Source organism: Mucilaginibacter sp. (genome assembly GCF_028288185.1).
In the GTDB taxonomy this organism is placed as follows: domain Bacteria; phylum Bacteroidota; class Bacteroidia; order Sphingobacteriales; family Sphingobacteriaceae; genus Mucilaginibacter.
This window is the reverse complement of record NZ_JAQBOF010000037.1, coordinates 15,740-33,547: the sequence shown is the minus strand read 5'-3', so window position 1 is coordinate 33,547 and position 17,808 is coordinate 15,740. Positions and strand designations below refer to the sequence as shown.

Genomic DNA, 17,808 nt, shown 5'->3' with positions numbered 1-17,808 from the left:
ATGATTAATAATAGATTAAGCGGTTAACAACGAAAACTTCTTTTAGTTTTTCCGGCCGGCAACAACCCATCCTGATTTCGTTTATGCAGATTATTATTAACTCCGCAATATTCAAATCACAAATGTAACTGTTTGCGGACTTTAGTTATTAATTATGTCCTCATCTACTAGTTTTCCATATTAAAATTCCTCTAATCGAACCAAGAATTTTCTAAAAAACATTTGGAATGATATTGATTAACAATCAGTTATGAGTTAAGAACAAGGAATTACCAGCCTGTTATATATACTCCCGCTCGGTTGGGGGAATAGGACTCGAACACAAATAGCTACAAAATTAAGATTATTGTAAGTGATGTAAATGAAAAATGCAATGAACGCTATTATATAATAATAGTTTCATTGCATTGTCCTCGTTCGGTAGACGGAACGGGTCAAATCTCGAACTTTTTGGAGGATATGCAAGCTATCGCTAATATTTGAACTTCAAGAGACAAGACGATAACAGCTATAACAAAGGCTGAATACCTAATAGTCGGTTAATCAATTATTGTTTTGTCCCCCTGATCAAACTCAGACGTTCGGGACACAAAATGTGGACAACTATCCCCTGCGGAAAGATAAAGTTCATTGTAATCGCAGAAACCATCCTGATCTCGGACCGAAGCAAACCCCGAACTCATGATCGTGAGTCCGGGATAAGCATCTTCAATAACAGCGGGGTCATTTCGGAAATAGGCGCACTTTTGACAAGTCGCACCGATACTTTTCCCCAGTTGAAGTGAATCAAAAATTTTCATGCGTTAGTGCGTCACAATAGCAGACCAGTAATGACCGAAAACGATTATTGACAAGACGTATCCCAACGCCACGTTTACAATAACTCCGCAAGTGAATGCGATAAAGGGTTTGGTACCGGCAGCAGCTAATTCACGGAATCGCGTTGTCAATCCGATACTTAAGAAACTAAAGGTGAATACCCAGGTACGTAATGCTGTGATCGGTATGATGAGTGATGGTTTAACTAATTTATTATAATCAGCCAGCGTATTTCCATGGACGATCAATGTCGTAAGCACCGAAGCGATGAGAAACCCGATCACGAATTTAGGAAAGCGCCACCATATCTGGCCAATTTGAACTTTTGAATTGGTTTCTGAACGTTCCCAAACTGTGACTGAAATAAGTGCCAATACTAACGACCAGATACCGATCCAAATATCCCGCCCAATAACTTTGATCAGCGTATATGAGGCAAGTGCCTGTTCTGCTGTGCCTGAAATGCCTAAATGTGTTCCAGCTAAATTACCATAAGATTGGGCGGCAGCCAAGCCGGCAGCGTCCGCAAATTCAGAAGTGCCGATCCACGCACCGGCTACCCCTGTAGGCAGGTGAAGCACACGTGAAACCAACGGCAAAAGGAAAATAAGAATGATAGCCCAAAATACCACCAAGCTTATAGCAATTGGCGGATGTTCTTTTTTAGCCCGTACAGCTCCGGCAACTGCTATTGAGGCTGAAACCCCACAAACAGCACCACCTGCCCCCAATACGGCTGCCAGCCGGTGGTCAAGACCCAGCTTTCGGGCAACAAAGAATATTGTTAAAAAGGTAACTAACGAAACAATTGAAGCTTGTAAAATAGCCACCGGCCCGGCCCATATTATTAGCGTAAAAGGCAAAGTGGCTCCTAGCAATACAATGCCCAATTTAATAAAAAATTCAACGCGGAACCCTGCATCCAGCCAACGGGGCAATCCAATCACATTTGAAATAAATAATCCTAGCGCAAGAGCCATCAGCGGCGGTTCCAGGTTATATCGATTGGCCTGATCCCAGCTACCAAGGACGTAGATAATTGTTGAAAATATAAATATAAAAATGAAAGATGGAATAAATGCCTTCGGCTTTTGCCCAACAAAGGAAACCACAGTAGTAAAAACAATTAAGCAAGCAGCGAGCAAAGCAACATACTTAATGCCGTTCTTTGAAAATTGTGTAGCCAATTGTGACAGGGTTGACCATTTGGCCGGAGCCACCGCAATCCATGAAATGCTGGAGCCGGCCAGATAAAAGATATATGCCAGGCAAACGATGCCCAGGCCAAGCCAAACTGCCCACCAGTCTTCCTTCGACCAGAATTCCTTCCAGCCGGAAGATTTTATACCAGATGTTTCACTATCATTTGTTGTCATATCAGTTATTTCGGTTTTAAGATTAATTAGTTTATTGGTTATTATATTTATTGATGTTATTTAATTTCGATGTTAAAAATATCCTTTAAGGCACGCTTACCGGCATTATACCCACACATACCATGTACCCCGCCACCCGGAGGTGTTGATGACGAGCAAATGTAGATCCCTTTTGCAGACGTGCGATATGGCGATCTGCGCAACGCCGGCCTTGTAAACAATTGTTTTATATCTATTATCCCTCCATTAATATCGCCACCTATATAATTAGGATTGTATTGTTCTAATTGCTCGGTATTGATGGTATGCCTGCCAAGTATCCGTTCGCGAAAACCCGGTGCAAAACGTTCTATTTGCTTTTCGATGCGTTCGGTCATATCTTTTGTTGAACCATTGGGTACATGACAATAGGCCCATGCTACATGCTTTCCTTTAGGTGCGCGGGTATCGTCAAATACTGAGGGTTGCGTTAACAATACAAAAGGCTTAACAGGATGAATGCCATCGCTGCTATCTTGTTCGCTGCTTACTATCTCATTTAAAGAGCCGCCAATGTGTACTGTGCTGGCTGTACCCGCTCCATAAGCCGTAAAAGGGATAGTATCGGCCAATGCCCAATCCACTTTAAATACGCCCATCCCGTAACAATAGCGCTCCAATTGCCATTTGTAGATATTAGAGAATTTATGCCCGGCTATTTTTAGTAGCTGCCTGGGTGTTACATCAAACAAAACAGCTTTTGCCGATGGCAATTGGTCAAGGGATGTTATATAAGTATTGGTTTCTATCTCCCCACCAAGGCTGATGAAATAATCTACCAACGCTTTGGCTATATTTTTTGAACCGCCCATCGGGATGGCCCAACCCTTCAAATGTCCGTTAGCTATTAATACCAATGCGATTGCGGATGATGCGATATTGCTTAGCGACTGGATACTGTGTGCCGCCATTCCGGCGAATAATGCTTTGGCTTGTTCGGTTTTAAACCGTTTAGCCAGGTGTGTTGCCGGGGCTAAAGCATTCAGTGCAAACAAAGCTGTATCAATTGGATGAGAGGGAAAGCTCAGCGGCCTTAAAACATCCGCCGATATTTTGGGCCACGATTTAACAAGTGGACCGATCAATTTTAAATATGCGTCTTTGTCCGCTCCTAATGATATCGCAGTTTTTTCGACAGACTTTCGCAGTATTGCTGCCGTACCATCATCAAACGGGTGCGCAGCAGCAACATCCGGGTAAATATATTCCAGCCCGAACTGCCGTAAAGGTAAACTTTCAAAGAACGGAGACGCCGCCGCCATTGGATGCACCGCCGAGCAGACATCATGAAAAAAACCGGGTAACGTCAATTCTTCGGTACGTAAACCACCGCCAATTTTATCTTTCCCTTCTAGTAAAAGCACAGACAACCCTTGTTGCTGCAACAATATAGCCGCGGCAAGCCCATTAGGGCCCGAACCAACTACTACAGCATCATAATCTTGATTTTTAAAACTCATCTGCGTTGCAAATATATTATTATCTATTAATTATATGGATTTAATAGATAATAGGTTCGTGTAATAATTCTCTTACCTATTATCTCCTATCTAGCTTTCAACTTTAAATAAAACAGTACCATTTCCTTTTATTTGCCACGCGGTAACAGGGTTCATATGGTACCCGCCTAAGGCCGTTCCGCGGGCTTCAATTAATTGTTTTAAAGTGGGTTGTAGATAGCCTGTTTCATCTGTAACGCGGCTTAATATTTCTGTCGCCTCACCGTTCCAGTTCCACAAATGCCTAAAGTATGTGTGTGCCTTGCTTAGTATTGTCCCCTGTAAGTTTGCAAACTGCCAACTTTTTCCGACATCGGTGCTTACTTCAACCTTTACTATTTTGCCCCTGCCACTCCAGGCTATGCCACGGATCTCTATCCAGCCGCGTTCTACTTTTTGCGGATAAGATGGGTACGTAATTATGGAACGTGCATCCATTTCAAAGCTAAACATCCTTATCTTGTCTTTTACAGGGTAGGTATATTTAGAGGTTTCTTCGCGGGTCATGTAAGGTTCGTCTGATAATTCTATCCGCCTTAACCATTTAATATTCATGTTGCCCTCAAAGCCCGGCAACAGCAGTCTTATGGGATATCCCTGTTCGGGCCGCATAGCTTCGCCATTTTGGGCGTAAACTATCATTGCATCATCCCAGGCTTTGGCAATAGGTATACTGCGGGCCATAACTGTAGCATCTGATCCTTCGGCTAAAAACCATTTGGCTTTTGGACTAATCCCTGTTTCTCGGAATATAGTTGATAACATTACGCCAGTCCACTCGCTTTGACTAGTTAAGCCTAATACGTCCTGTGGTGTCAACTCCTCTTTACCTGTGCGGAAATTACCCGCGCATTCTAAAAAGCAAATACGGGTAACCGATGGAAACCTTTTCAGATCGGCCATGGTAAATTTTATGGGCCTTTCCACCAGTCCATGTATAAGCAGCTCATGTTTTGCAGGATCAATTACCGGCACACCTGCGTGATGGCGTTCATAATGCAGATCGGCAGGCGTAATGGTGCCATACATATCCTGCAAAGGCGTGCGCGAGGATATATCGGATGGTTTACGTACCGGGTTCTCAAATGGCGACCGTTTACCAACCGGGCTCGGACCGGGACCCGGTATTTTGATAGGGTCGTCACCCGGCCCGGATAAAGCAGGCGTACTAGTTTGCACATAGCCGGCAAATGTATTAACTGGTAAAATCGCGGCAGCAACCATACCACCTAATAAAGCGCGGCGGCTTATTTTGGTTGGAGTTGATACCGTGTGTTTTTCATCGCTCTTTTTCATTATTTAACTTCGGGCCCTCCTTTACGATCGTCCATTATAAATAGCTTTTTTGCGGGCATAATTATTTTAGGCAGGTTTTGAGCGTTTAGTACCGCACCTGCCTTGATTATTTTATTGGCGTTAAGCAGGTAAGCGGTTATGCTGTAAACCTCATTATCTGTCAACGAGCCGGGTTGGTTATAAGGCATAGCCCGGCGCACATAATCAAACAACGTAGTGGCGTAGGGCCAGTAATTGCCAATGGTTTTAGGTTTACTTTTGGCCGCTGTATCACCTACCAAAGCTGGACCGGGTAGTTTAGCACCCGTTTCAACTCCGTTTGCACCATGACAGGAAGCGCATTTTAAAGTATATAAACCTTTGCCTTTTTCCACATCACCCTGCCCTTTGGGTAAACCTTTACCATCTGGCCGCACATCTATATCCCACGCCGTTATTTCTTGCGCGGTAGGGGTATAGCCAAAACCAAACCTGGCCGGCCACTTTGTAGTGTCGCCGGCTTGTATTTGGAATGATTGGTGTAATGCCCTGTCTTTAAATGCCAGCAAACTGATTAATATCACTCCGCTAAAAATGGCTGTAAGTTTCGTCTTAATGATCTTTGTTAGCATAGCTACGCCCTATTAATATTTACCCGCGCTTAAAGTACTTTTCGGTAATACATATTTACGGTCATAACGATCAAGCACTACATAAATAGAATCTTTACGTTCGTTAATACCCGACAAAATTACTCTTGAACCGTCGGTAGTATCATACTTCAATACCATACGGTTTCTTTTTGGTTCGCGTTGTTTGGCGGCAAACTCTCTGTCTCTCCTGGTCGACCATGCGCGTTTGTCGATCATGTTTTTTTCGCTGCCAATATGCTGCCAAGCCGTTTTACTTATCCAGTTGTCTTCCTTTGGTTTGTCGCCGTCATTGCGTTTTGCACCACTCCTGCGGCCACCTCTGCCTCCCCTTGCGGCTATGACGTTTTTATCCTGCAGATAAAGGACTTTATCTACCGTATCAGCATAGTAATGAAATGCGCGTTCGCCACCAGCGACACCGGTGATCTCGAATGTGCGTTGGATATCCCGCATCGGGCTGCCGCCACCGTTTGACGGATCTATCAACACGGGGTGATTTACTTTAAAGGTTAGTGTTGTCCAGTTTTCGAAAGTCGCCTCCTGCCATCTTGTAGAATCAAGCGGGTTGTAAGGGATATCCTGCCCGTTAATTTTAAACTCGGTTACATAATAATTACCCCTTAGCTTTTTAACTCCCGCGGTTGATGGCTGCTTATAAGGATCATACTTAAAGTTTATTACCTCGGTATAAGTTAATACACCAAAAAAGATAATGAACGTAAGCACCTTCAAGCCAATGCGAGTATACTTTAACCATGGCTTTTTAAAATCAGGGTAAACCCTGCACGGAACGGTATAGCGCTCCAATATCAACAGGTTATATAGTTTAGGGAAATCATCAGCAGCTATGAACAGGCCAAGCAATACAAAATAGAACGCGTATACATGCACGCCGCCGTCATAAGCATAGTTTACAAAAGTGATATCGCCCAGGGCACCTATTAATAGTATTGCGCCAAATGTGGTAGTTTTTCTGAAGAATAGCATCGTACCGGCGGCAATCTCGACTACTCCCCCAAACACCTGGTACCACGGTACAATACCTACCGACATCCAATAGATTTTTTGTGCAGTAAAATCGCCAAAATTACTATTCAATAAGCCCAATGATGGATATGGCATCTGTGTTGGGAATAGCTTGGTAAACCCAAATCCAATAATACCTATACCTGCGCGGTAACGCACAACAACCCGGATCCAGTAATATAAAATGTTGTACGATTTACTTTTACGATCAAACATGGTCCAGATCAAAGCACCTGCTATACCAATTAATAAGGCTATACCCCAATCGGTATAATCTTCTAAAAAATTTCTTTTAGGTGGCAAAGCATCAGCTAACCGGTCATTATTATTTCCTTGTCCTCCAATTTTAGCCAACCCACGGCCAGGAGAATCTGCTGTTATGCTATCCCGATGATGCCTGTCGCGGAGGCCATGATTATCATTAGCAAAAGCGGCACCGGTTGTATCTCTGTGGCGATGATGCTCCTCGGTATCGTTGTCATTATCGGCTATTGCTGTCAAATCTCTATTGTGGTGATGTTTGTGGTGTCCCTCGCCACCATTATTTGCCGCCTGCGCGGTATCAGCATTGCCACGATGGCGTTTGCCGTCTTTCTTTTCATCGCCTCCGTGTGCATTGTTGTCGGTAGGCGCATCGGTGATGTCGCCATATCTTTGGCCGCCAAAAATGGACCGGAAACTTGGTTGAAAGCGGGCTATATCATAAAGGTCGCGGTAATGCGGATGCAGCCAATCCAACATAAATACGTTGTTGTACCAACTGCCCGTAAAAGGGATAGACATAGCTAGGAAGAATACAAACAGAACACGAAATCCAAACTTTTTGTACCATGACCATGGCGTTTTAGCTGCCGGTGTTTTATCTATCGATTCAGAATAATCTGAAGTTTGTTTTTTGTAAGACATAACATTTAGGATTTATATTGTTGATGCTTTTGTTAAAGTTTAAGAGCCTTACGGCGGCCCAGTTGAAGGGGATATTTTTTATCGACCTTATTTAATACCACATAAATGGAATCGCGATGCTGATCCAGTCCCGAAAGGATAATCGTAGCACTATCAGGCCGGGTATAGGTTAAGGTCAGCTTCTCGCCTTTATAATGCGAGTTTTTATTTTCCAGAGACAAAACCTTCTTAGCTGTATCAATAGTATAGCTGTAATAATGCCTGCCTGCGGATCCTGCCAATTCATAATCTCGATCTTTATCATTTGTAAAAACCTGTTCATAATTTGCCGAGTCGATCAATACTGGCCGGTTAGAGCGTAGACTTAGTGTAGCCCATTTTTCAAACACTACATCTTTCCATCGGATAGGGTCGGTTGCAGAATATGGCAGGTCTTTGTTGTTGATCTTAAACGTGCTCACATTATAAATGCCAGCTGCTTTTGCCAAACCGGGCGTACGCGGAAACTGGTAAGGATCATGATGCAATCCCGAATAGGTTTTAAATCCATACAAAAACACAAAAAAGAAAATTACAAGACTCTTACACACTAATAGGATAGTTTGTTGTTTGCCTGTATGAACAGGTTTAAATTTGGCTGGCTGCGTAGGCCGCTCAAGTGATATCAGATTGTAGATCCGCACCGCGTCAAACGATAATACAAATATTGCTAAGCTAATAAGGTAAACAGCGTATACATATTCGCCACCCTCATAAGCCAGGTTTGATATAAATACGTTTCCAGTAAATACCAGAATGATCAAGGCCCCTATAGTGGCTGTTTTTCTGAAAAACAATAGCAAGCCCGCCACTATCTCTACCCCTCCTAAAAACGACTCGTAGTTGGGAACAATACCCAGGCTCATCGAAAATATTTTCCAATCGGTAAAGTCGCCGTAAGCTGTATTTAAATTACTGATGGACGGAAACGGCGCTTGTAAAGGGAAGAATTTGATAAACCCATAACCTATAATACCAATTGCCAAACGGTATCTAACAATCACCCTTAACCAATAGTACAACTTGTTATAATCAATTTCTTTATATTTTGATCTGCCCCAAACAAGTGTGCCAATCAGCGCAATTACGGCAACGATGATCCAGTTGATAAAGCTATCCGCACCCGGGATAAACTTGGCCGACAGGCGGGTTAACTGGAAGATGTCGCCATAACCAATGTGTAGCCATTTAAAGCCAAATAATACTTTAAAAATATCGACACTTAACGGCAGCGCCTGCAAAATAAAAAAGATGAAAAAGAACCGAAAAATGTCCTTCTCTTTTTCCGCCCACTCATAGCGTGGGCGGGTTGTTATAGTTTTACCCATTGTTTTAATTTTAATAAGGTTAGCGTAGACGCCGGGGGCAGATTCGAACTGCCGTAAAAGGTTTTGCAGACCTAAACCTCACCACTCAGTCACCCGGCTATAATTGAGCTTGCTTTGATACTTCAAAGCAAGCTCAATCAATATCTAACTATTCGTCACCATCATCATCTGCTTTCGCTACTTGTTTACCTGGCTTGCGCGGCTCTTTTATTACCAGTCTTTTAGCCAGATCGTACTTTTGACCGGCGCTCAGGAAGAAAAACGGCCCGTTTGACGCGGTGAAATCCTCACGCCCATTTACTACATGTTTTTCGCCGCTATTTATTATGGTGTTATAATCATATATAGCCGCGTATGATTTACCAAGCACCTGCAGTGTATCGCGTTGTACTAACACTGCGGTGGCTTCGTTCAAACCAATGCCTATCAACTGCGGCGATTTGCGTATGAAATCAACCAAATCAAACTCGCGGTTACGCACTAGGATATGTTGGTCAATAGCTGAGTTTTTAAGGAAACCCAGGCCCTGCGTATGATCGCCTACCAACACTTGCGCGCCTTTGGTATCACCCCTCCACAGAAAAGACCCCAAAATACTTGCACCTGCCGAGCTGCCGGCTATTACGCCGCCACGGTTCAATACGTCAATAAAAGCCTGGTGAGTAAGCGTATTTAAATAAGAGTCGGCAATGCGCCATTGGCGGCCACCTTCAAAGTAAACTGCTGTAGCATTTTTAAGCGGCGCGATGAATTTTTCGCTGTTAGCCTCTTTAAAATCGCTGGTATGAAACAGGGTGACATTTTTAATGCCTGTTTGTTTCTTTACTTCTTCAACGTCTTTTTTGTCGTAAGCTGCTGAGTCGCCGGAGGCAGTGGTTACCACTACCAATACGGCTTTGTCTTTTCCACCGGCCAGTTCTGTAAATTTATCCCAGATATCACGCTGCGACCCAACGTTACCGCCGATGATGATCAGGCTGCCTTTTTCGGGCCCATGCCTGGTGTCTGATTTTTTTACGGTGATGGGTGATCTTTGTGCAAATGATGTATAGCTAAATGCTGTTACCGCTAAAAAAAGGATGCTTAATTTTTTCATGATGATATTTTTAAAGTGATTAATAGCCTGGGTTACGGTTTGCTCCGGCCAATTGCGGATCAACCAATGTTTCGTTATATGGTATTGGGAATAAGTACAAATGTTTATCGGGCAATGCCAGTACGGTTTGGGCGCGGTCTGTACGCACCAGGTTAAACCAACGGTCGGCCTCGAACGGAAACTCCACCTGGCGCTCTTTCTCCAATGCCAGTAAAATATCCGGTAAGGTAGCGGCAGTACTTGCGGCTACACCTGCACGGCTGCGCACCGCGTTCAAGTCAGACTGCGCACTGTTTGCTCCTATTAAATTTCCTTGCTGCGCACGCGCTTCCGAGCGGATAAGATACAACTCGGCAATACGGATAACGTAAGCAGGGTCTGTACCCAATGGGGTACGGTAATATAATTTACCATACCATAAGTTTCCCGGAGGGGCAGTTTGTGCAATTAAAGCGCTGCGGTTACCGCCAATAGCCGGATTATTTAATAAAGCTACCAAAGCATCATTAGGCGACCATTCCCTGCGGCCACCCAAAGCCGGTGGCAGCCACCAATTGCTGTGACCATTAGTGTTTGATGCCGTATAAGCCAGCTCAAAAACAGACTCATTAGTGGCAACGGCGTTGTTGGCGAAAAACGCGCTATAAGGCGTAACCAACGAGTAATTTGCATTATCGCCAATTACTGATGTTGCAAATTGCTCTGCCATTGCCCATTGTTTTTGATACAGATAAAAACGTGCTTTAAGTGCCTGTACTGTTCTTAAAGTTACCCGGTTGCGGTTAACACCTGTAGGCACTAAGGTCTCGGCAGTATTTAAATCTTTTAAAACTTGCGCGTAAGTATCTGCTAAGCTGCCGCGGGGTATGCCTATGTTATCTGTTGATGCATAAGTTGGTTTCAATATCAACTGCACTCCACCCCAGCCTCGTGCCAGGTCGAAATAACCCAGGGCCCTTACAAAATAGGCTTCGCCAAGGTATTGATTTTTAAGAGCCGTGGTTAACAGTGGATCTGTAACAACAGGCACTTTATCAATAATATAATTAGCCTGTGATATGGTTCTATAAATAGCCGTCCATGCAGATTGTACATAGCCATTAGTGGCCGATGTTAAATGTTTTGTGATCTCGCTTGGATCTCCCTGCGAGCCGGACCATTGAATATCACCGGCAGATAGATAAGCCAGCGCCGGGAAGTTTGAACCATAATAACTATTGTTTGCCACCAGGTTAAATAAACCGTTTGCCGCTGTTTTTGCTGTTCCGGCATTAGTAATTGCTTCTGATTGATCTACCTGGAGCTTTGGCTGCACTTCCAGGAATTTCTTGCAGGAAGTGAAGAGTAATAATAAAGAGAATATATAAGTTACTTTTTTCATGATTTGCTGTTTTTATGATCAGAAAGTAATGTTTGCGCCTACCTGGATAGTTCTTGGTATGGGTGGGGTACCCAGGTCATAACCTAACACTGTAGCCGATGACGACACGTTGATCTCAGGATCCGGCCCTTTATATTTGGTCCATAACCAAAGATTTGAGCCGCTTACGTAAACTCTGACAGATGAAATCTTAGCTTTCCCGGTAATGCTTTTTGGTATGGTATAACCCAGGTTAACATTGCTTAAGCGTAGGAATGATCCGTCCTCGATATTGCGGCTGGTTGGGCTTATGGTATAGTTTTGTCCATAAGCGGTTAGCCTTGGCATATCGGTAACATCACCCGGTTTTTGCCAGCGGTTTAGCTGGTAAATATCAATTGCCCGATTAGCATCGCGGGTACCGCCGCCTTCAAGGAAAAAGTTGTTGTTATTATAAACCTTGTTGCCATAAACAAAATTGAAGAATACAGAAAGATCAAAACCCTGATAACGGAAGTTATTGGTTAAACCACCTGTAAACTTAGGCAAGGCGTTACCCGCAGGCTCAATATCGTTAGCGTTGATAACCCCATTGTGGTCAACATCTTCATAAACAGAATTACCTATTTGCGGGTCGACATATAGTTGTTTGTACACAAAAAAAGTATACATAGACAGGCCTTGTACCATCCGTTCGGCAGCGTAGGCCGCAACAACCGGTGTTGGCAGTTTTTCTATTTTGTTGATATTTCGCGAGATGTTAAAGTTGGTTGTCCATTTAAAGGCCCCATCAAGGTTAATACTGCTGATGTTTAGCTCCCCTCCCTTATTGCTCATCTCGCCGGCATTGGTTAGGATAGATGAGAAACCTGAGCTGGATGACAATGGTAAATTAAGCAGCAGGTTGCTGGTATATTTATTATAAACGTCACCACTAATGGTTAATCGATCATTTAGCACGCTTAAATCAAACCCAATATTGGTTTGGCGGGTACTTTCCCATTTCAAATCAGGGTTGGCCAGTTGGGCTGGTGTAGTACCCGGGTTGTTCTGGTAGTTATTACCTGCACCCCATAAACCACGTGATGCAAAATCGTTAATACCGTTTTGATTACCGGTTACACCAATGCTGCCGCGTAATTTAAAGTCGGTAATAAAAGCTACGTCCTTTAAGAAATCTTCTTTTTTAACGCGCCATGCTAAACCTGCTGATGGAAAATATCCAAATTGATGATTCGCGCCGAAACGAGATGAGCCATCTGCACGAATACTGAAATCAGCATAATACTTTGTATCGTAATTATAGTTTACTCGGGCAAAGAAAGACGATAGCTTATAGCTTGTTTCTGAAGCCGTTGATGTACTGGTAGCTGCCGATGATATTTGCGTGAAAGAGTCATTAGGGAAATTGGTACCCTGAGCCGTGGTTTGGTTTGATACCGAACCTTGCAATGAGTTACCTATTAAAGCACCAAGGCTATGTTTACCAAACAGATGATTATAGTTTAACGTTTGCTCATTAGTCCAGATTGTATTATTGCTGATTGCCGATGTACCTAGCCCAAGGTTAGCTATACCCAAATTAGTTAAACTATTCCAGTACTGAAACTCGTTATATTGGTTATAATCAACGCTCCAGCTGGTTTTAAACTTCAAGTCTTTTGAGATCTTTACCTCAGCATACAAATTACTTATCAGGCGGTTACTGGTACTGTTCATATTAGTGTTGTTTAACAACACGTTCAGGTTATCAAAACCGGCCCACTTACCGGGGGTCCCATCAGCATTAAACTCAGGCAAATAAGTTGGTGTATGCAGGGCCGATTGCAAAATACCACCCTGCGGCCCATCACCTACACGGGCGTTAGTACGGTAAGTTTGCGTTAAAGAGTTGCTGGTTCCAACGGTTACGTAGTCGCTTATTTTTTGATCAAGGTTGATTTTGAAAGACGCTCTTCTAAAATCATTTGTCTTCAAATCTGCTTGTTGTTTATTTAAACCGCCGCCTATATAATAAGTGGTCTTATCATTACCACCAGCTACAGATAAATCATAGTTCTGCAAAAATCCGGTACGGAATGCTTTATGCAAACGATCGTAGGTAAGCTGGTCTTGTGGTAAACCACGTGGCGCGGGTGAGGCGGTAGGGTTATCAGTTAACGCGCGGAAAGGTTGGAATTTATAAGTTGCGGCCGGTGTTGTTCCGCCTGCAGTTGCAATAGCTATAGCATCAGCGTTCGAGTTTCTGTAAAACTCGTTGATCAACTCTGCATGCTGTGGACCGGTTACCAGATCCCATAATTTTGGTGCCCGCGCGCCACCAAAATAGGTACTTATGCTTACTTTGGGCGCAGTGTTGTATTTACCGCGTTTGGTAGTTACCAATATAACACCATTGGCAGCACGTGCGCCGTAAATAGCTGTTGCATCGGCATCTTTTAATACGGTAATGCTCTCAATATCATCAGGGTTAATATCTGATAATGGATTGTTGGCCTGCCCTTGGGTAGTAATGCGCTGTAACGAGCCACTGTTTACATAAACTCCATCAATTACATATAATGGATCATTGCCGGCGTTGATCGATGTAGTACCACGGATTCGGATAAACATACCGTCACCAGGTATACCTGTTGAAGCACTTACCTGTAAGCCGGGCGCTTTGCCTTGCAACTGCTCTTCAAAAGTAGCGGTTGGCTTATCCTTAACTTCATTAACCGAAATGGTAGAAACAGAACCGGTTAATGATTTACGGGTTTGGGTACCGTACCCAACCACCACCACGTCATTTAACTGGCTGTTTTGTTCTTTTAGCCTGATTGTTACAGGGCTGCCATCAACTACAATCTCCTGAGTTTCATAACCCACATAGGTTACCACCAAAATAAACGGCAGTCGTTGTGCGGTTATTAATATAAATTTACCATCTGCATCGGCTGTCGCGCCGTTGGTTACTCCTTTTATACGTACTACAGCTCCAGGAAGCGTTTGTTTAGTAATAGAATCGGTAACGATGCCTACGATCTTTGAATTGTTTGGCGGGACTGCTTCGATTTGGGCCAGCGTTGTAGTTGGGAGTGCCAACGCGAGCAATAAAATAAAAAAGCTTACCGCTATAAACGGTTTTTTCTTACGGATAAATATTTCCATATTTAACGAGTTTTATGTTAATGATTAAATTCATTGCTAAGACTGGGAATGAATATCAGTGAGTGATTTGCCGTTACAGAACTGATATTTCATTATGACCGGCGAGGCTTCCTTGCCGGTTCATTTTTTTATATTGATTTCAACACATTTTTTTGGGGATTGATAATAAGCTAACATGAGTTACCAAACAGGCAAATAACCTGTGGCTCTCCTGATTGACAGAGATTTAGAACTAACAACAACACGTCATATCATCTATTAAATAGATGTTTGCGACCTGGCTTTTTACAATGATCTCGGGGCGAGATGAGTTTCCAATTATTGCTGTTGTTTTCATGATGATGGGACAAACATAAAAATTAATATTTAATCTACCAAATCTATAGAGTAAGTATTTTTTAATAAATCTCTTAATTCACCCGCACTGCGGATCTGGTGCATCGTAAGCTTTTAAAAGTTTAATACGGATTGCCTCAAGACCTAAATTGATGTGTTGCGCGTTTACTGATGTACCTCGATAACGCTGCGTTTGCCCATTCCAGGTATCTTCTTTAAGATAGAAGCTGCTTGAAAATTGTTTACGCTTACCATTTAAAGTAAGCCTACAGAAGATCGGCATAGTGCCTTTTTCATTTGCCTTTGACCTGTATAGAAAAAACAGGATGTGAATGTTGTGTACCACTTGGTTTAACTGATTATATGTGATGAAATCAGAGCTTCGATACTACTTATTGATATACAAGTTATTATCTTAAATTTAGGCGGTGTGCCTATGGCGATTTTGTGTACCTCGCGGTGGACCTTTTATTCAAAGTTTCACCAAACAAAAAAGCCCTTAGATCATCTCTAAGGGCTTCTTAATCGTCTCAGGTGGTCCCGACGAGAATCGAACTCATATCTAGAGTTTAGGAAACTCCTATTCTATCCGTTGAACTACGGGACCAGTTTGATGTGCAAATATGCAGAAGTGCAAATGTGCAAATTATAAGCGATTATGTAAAGCCCAAATTAAAGCCATTTGCACATCCACACATTTGCACATTAAAATTATCTCACAACCGATCCGTTATGCAAATCGTCAACCGGGGCTACAAAGCTTAGTTTGCCTTCGCTGTTCTCTGCCATCAGGATCATGCCTTGCGACAGGATACCTTTTATTTCGCGCGGCTCCAGGTTAACCAATATGCTTACCTTTTGGCCTATGATAGCTTCCGGCTCATAATATTCGGCGATGCCCGATACTACGATGCGTTGGTCTATACCAGTATCAATGGTCAGCTTTAACAGCTTTTTTGTTTTGGCAACCTTTTCGGCAGTTAAGATGGTGCCTGTGCGGATGTCCATGGTAGCAAAGGATTCGTAGTTGATATTATCCTTTGCGGGGATGATTGGTGTTGCTTCCACTACTGCGTTTTCTTGCTTTTTGTTATGTAGTTTCTCTATTTGTTTTTCAATTACTTCGTCCTCCACCTTCTCAAACAGCAATGCTGCGGGCTCAAGCTGATGACCGTTGGCAAACACTATCTCCTGGTCGAAAGTAAACTGCTCAGGCAAGTTCAGCATGCCGAATATCTTTTTAGCCGTTGCCGGTAAAAACGGCTGCAGGCAAGTAGCCAAATGGCCTATAATAAACAGGCAATTATGTAAGGCATCCTTAGCGCTGGCGGGGTCTGTTTTGATCGATTTCCACGGCTCTTTATCCGTTAAGTATTTATTACCCAGGCGGGCTATGTCCATAACGCTTTGCAGGCCCTGCCTAAAGCGGTAGTTTTCTAAACTACTTTCCAGCGAATCATAAAATATGCCTATCTCGTCATTCAGGTAGCCGTCTGTTAGGGTAATTTTGCCCGATTCGCTTTCAACCCTGCCATCATAAAACTTATGCATCAGTATCATTACCCGGTTAACAAAGTTACCCAGGATGGCTACCAGCTCGTTATTTACGCGGGCCTGGTAATCTTTCCAGGTAAACTCGCTGTCGCTGGTTTCTGGTAGGATAGAGGTAAGCACATAGCGCAACTCATCCTGCTTACCGGGGAACTCCTCCAGGTACTCATGCAGCCAAACCGCGTGGTTGCGAGAGGTTGACAGCTTATCGCCTTCCAAATTTAAAAACTCGTTAGCCGGTACATTTTGTGGCAGCACGTACTCGCCGTGAGCGTGTAGTATAGACGGGAATATAATACAGTGAAACACAATATTATCCTTGCCTATAAAGTGTATCAGGCAGGCATCGTCTGCCTCGTTCTCTTGCTTTTTCCAGTATAGTTTCCAGTCTTTTCCGTTATCAATGGCCCATTGTTTGGTGGCTGATATATAGCCAATTGGCGCATCCATCCACACATATAGCTTTTTGCCTTTGGCTTCTTCTAACGGAACGTCAATGCCCCAATCCAAATCGCGGGTCATGGAGCGGGGTTGCAGGCCCGATTTTAGCCATGATTTACATTGCCCAAAAACATTTACCTTCCACTCGCCTTCTTTGGTATCAATCCATTTCTCAAGCCAGGGTTGGTATTTATCCAGCGGCAAGAACCAGTGTTTGGTCTCCTTTAACACCGGCGATTTACCGCTCAGGGTCGATATCGGGTTGATCAGGTCTGTAGGGTTTAAAGAGGTGCCACAGCGTTCGCACTGGTCGCCGTAGGCGTTCTCGTTATGGCAGTTGGGGCAGGTACCAATGATATAGCGATCTGCCAGGAACTGGTTATAATCCTCGTCATAATACTGCTCAGAGAATTTCTCTATAAACTCATCCTTCTCATACAAATTCAGGAAAAACTCTTGCGACAGGTCATGATGGATCTGTGATGATGTGCGATGGTAAATGTCAAACGCGATACCAAACTCCTCAAAACTGGCTTTTATCTGGTTATGATATTTATCAATAATAGCCTGCGGAGTGGTACCTTCTTTTTTAGCTTTTATGGTGATGGCCGCGCCATGCTCGTCCGATCCGCAGATGTAAACTACATCGCGTTTTTTAAGGCGTAAAAAGCGTACGAAGATATCGGCAGGTAAATAGGCCCCGGCTAAATGGCCAATATGCAGGGGGCCATTAGCATACGGCAATGCCGATGTTATGGTATATCTTTTAAATTTATCGAGTTGCGACATAATGGATTTGGCAAAGATAAGCTATTTGCCCAACAAGCTCAAAGCCAAAATAGAACCCGGCGTTGCCGCGGCCCGTGCGATTCCCTCCCCCTGGGAGGGGCTGGGAGGGGTTTAGCAAAGCGATA

The 17,808-nt window shown here is 43.4% G+C and carries 11 protein-coding genes and 2 tRNA genes; all 13 read right to left on the bottom strand.

Annotated elements, in window-relative coordinates; translation table 11 throughout:
- Positions 1–803: 803 nt before the first annotated feature.
- The 13 genes from JWQ34_RS16805 to metG all read right to left on the bottom strand — a co-directional run bounded on the left by JWQ34_RS16805 (position 804) and on the right by metG (position 17,683).
- Entirely contained in the window at positions 804–2,195 is a 1,392-nt protein-coding gene (locus JWQ34_RS16805) for a putative sulfate exporter family transporter (RefSeq protein ID WP_299359190.1), read from the bottom strand.
- A gap of 56 nt (positions 2,196–2,251) precedes the next feature.
- Positions 2,252–3,694 carry an NAD(P)/FAD-dependent oxidoreductase gene (locus JWQ34_RS16800; protein ID WP_299359189.1) on the bottom strand — a complete coding sequence of 481 codons (1,443 nt, stop codon included), beginning with the start codon at positions 3,692–3,694 and terminating at the stop codon, positions 2,252–2,254.
- A gap of 90 nt (positions 3,695–3,784) precedes the next feature.
- Positions 3,785–5,029 (bottom strand): sulfite dehydrogenase, encoded by a 1,245-nt coding sequence (gene soxC, locus JWQ34_RS16795; RefSeq protein ID WP_299359187.1) that lies wholly within the window; start codon positions 5,027–5,029, stop codon positions 3,785–3,787.
- A complete protein-coding gene (locus JWQ34_RS16790) occupies positions 5,029–5,640 on the bottom strand; it encodes a c-type cytochrome (protein WP_299359185.1) in 612 nt (203 codons plus the stop codon). The genes soxC and JWQ34_RS16790 overlap by 1 nt, the downstream gene beginning before the upstream one ends.
- 12 nt (positions 5,641–5,652) lie before the next feature.
- On the bottom strand, positions 5,653–7,593 hold the full coding sequence (locus JWQ34_RS16785) for a hypothetical protein (RefSeq protein WP_299359183.1): 1,941 nt from the start codon (positions 7,591–7,593) through the stop codon (positions 5,653–5,655).
- 32 nt (positions 7,594–7,625) lie between these two features.
- Entirely contained in the window at positions 7,626–8,960 is a 1,335-nt protein-coding gene (locus tag JWQ34_RS16780; protein ID WP_299359181.1) for a DoxX family protein, read from the bottom strand.
- A gap of 28 nt (positions 8,961–8,988) precedes the next feature.
- Positions 8,989–9,059 (bottom strand) — tRNA-Cys (locus JWQ34_RS16775).
- A gap of 49 nt (positions 9,060–9,108) precedes the next feature.
- Positions 9,109–10,056, bottom strand: a complete 948-nt coding sequence (locus JWQ34_RS16770; protein ID WP_299359179.1) for a cyanophycinase — start codon at positions 10,054–10,056, stop codon at positions 9,109–9,111.
- Positions 10,057–10,075: 19 nt separating this feature from the next.
- Positions 10,076–11,437, bottom strand: a complete 1,362-nt coding sequence (locus JWQ34_RS16765) for a RagB/SusD family nutrient uptake outer membrane protein (protein ID WP_299359177.1) — start codon at positions 11,435–11,437, stop codon at positions 10,076–10,078.
- 18 nt (positions 11,438–11,455) lie between these two features.
- Positions 11,456–14,566, bottom strand: coding sequence for a TonB-dependent receptor (locus tag JWQ34_RS16760; RefSeq protein ID WP_299359175.1), 3,111 nt, complete (start codon positions 14,564–14,566; stop codon positions 11,456–11,458).
- A gap of 415 nt (positions 14,567–14,981) precedes the next feature.
- Positions 14,982–15,248, bottom strand: a complete 267-nt coding sequence (locus JWQ34_RS16755; protein WP_299359173.1) for an Arm DNA-binding domain-containing protein — start codon at positions 15,246–15,248, stop codon at positions 14,982–14,984.
- Between the two features lie 189 nt (positions 15,249–15,437).
- Positions 15,438–15,509 (bottom strand) — tRNA-Arg (locus tag JWQ34_RS16750).
- A gap of 104 nt (positions 15,510–15,613) precedes the next feature.
- Positions 15,614–17,683 (bottom strand): methionine--tRNA ligase, encoded by a 2,070-nt coding sequence (gene metG / locus JWQ34_RS16745; protein ID WP_299359171.1) that lies wholly within the window; start codon positions 17,681–17,683, stop codon positions 15,614–15,616.
- Between the last annotated feature and the right edge of the window lie 125 nt (positions 17,684–17,808).

Bases quoted from the DNA above. Each gene is read 5' to 3' on its own strand.
- JWQ34_RS16805 (WP_299359190.1), bottom strand. From the start codon at position 2,195: ATGACAACAAATGATAGTGAAACATCTGGTATAAAATCTTCCGGCTGG.
- JWQ34_RS16760 (WP_299359175.1), bottom strand. From the start codon at position 14,566: ATGGAAATATTTATCCGTAAGAAAAAACCGTTTATAGCGGTAAGCTTT.
- JWQ34_RS16790 (WP_299359185.1), bottom strand. From the start codon at position 5,640: ATGCTAACAAAGATCATTAAGACGAAACTTACAGCCATTTTTAGCGGA.
- JWQ34_RS16785 (WP_299359183.1), bottom strand. From the start codon at position 7,593: ATGTCTTACAAAAAACAAACTTCAGATTATTCTGAATCGATAGATAAA.
- JWQ34_RS16780 (WP_299359181.1), bottom strand. From the start codon at position 8,960: ATGGGTAAAACTATAACAACCCGCCCACGCTATGAGTGGGCGGAAAAA.
- JWQ34_RS16800 (WP_299359189.1), bottom strand. From the start codon at position 3,694: ATGAGTTTTAAAAATCAAGATTATGATGCTGTAGTAGTTGGTTCGGGC.
- JWQ34_RS16770 (WP_299359179.1), bottom strand. From the start codon at position 10,056: ATGAAAAAATTAAGCATCCTTTTTTTAGCGGTAACAGCATTTAGCTAT.
- metG (WP_299359171.1), bottom strand. From the start codon at position 17,683: ATGTCGCAACTCGATAAATTTAAAAGATATACCATAACATCGGCATTG.
- JWQ34_RS16765 (WP_299359177.1), bottom strand. From the start codon at position 11,437: ATGAAAAAAGTAACTTATATATTCTCTTTATTATTACTCTTCACTTCC.
- soxC (WP_299359187.1), bottom strand. From the start codon at position 5,029: ATGAAAAAGAGCGATGAAAAACACACGGTATCAACTCCAACCAAAATA.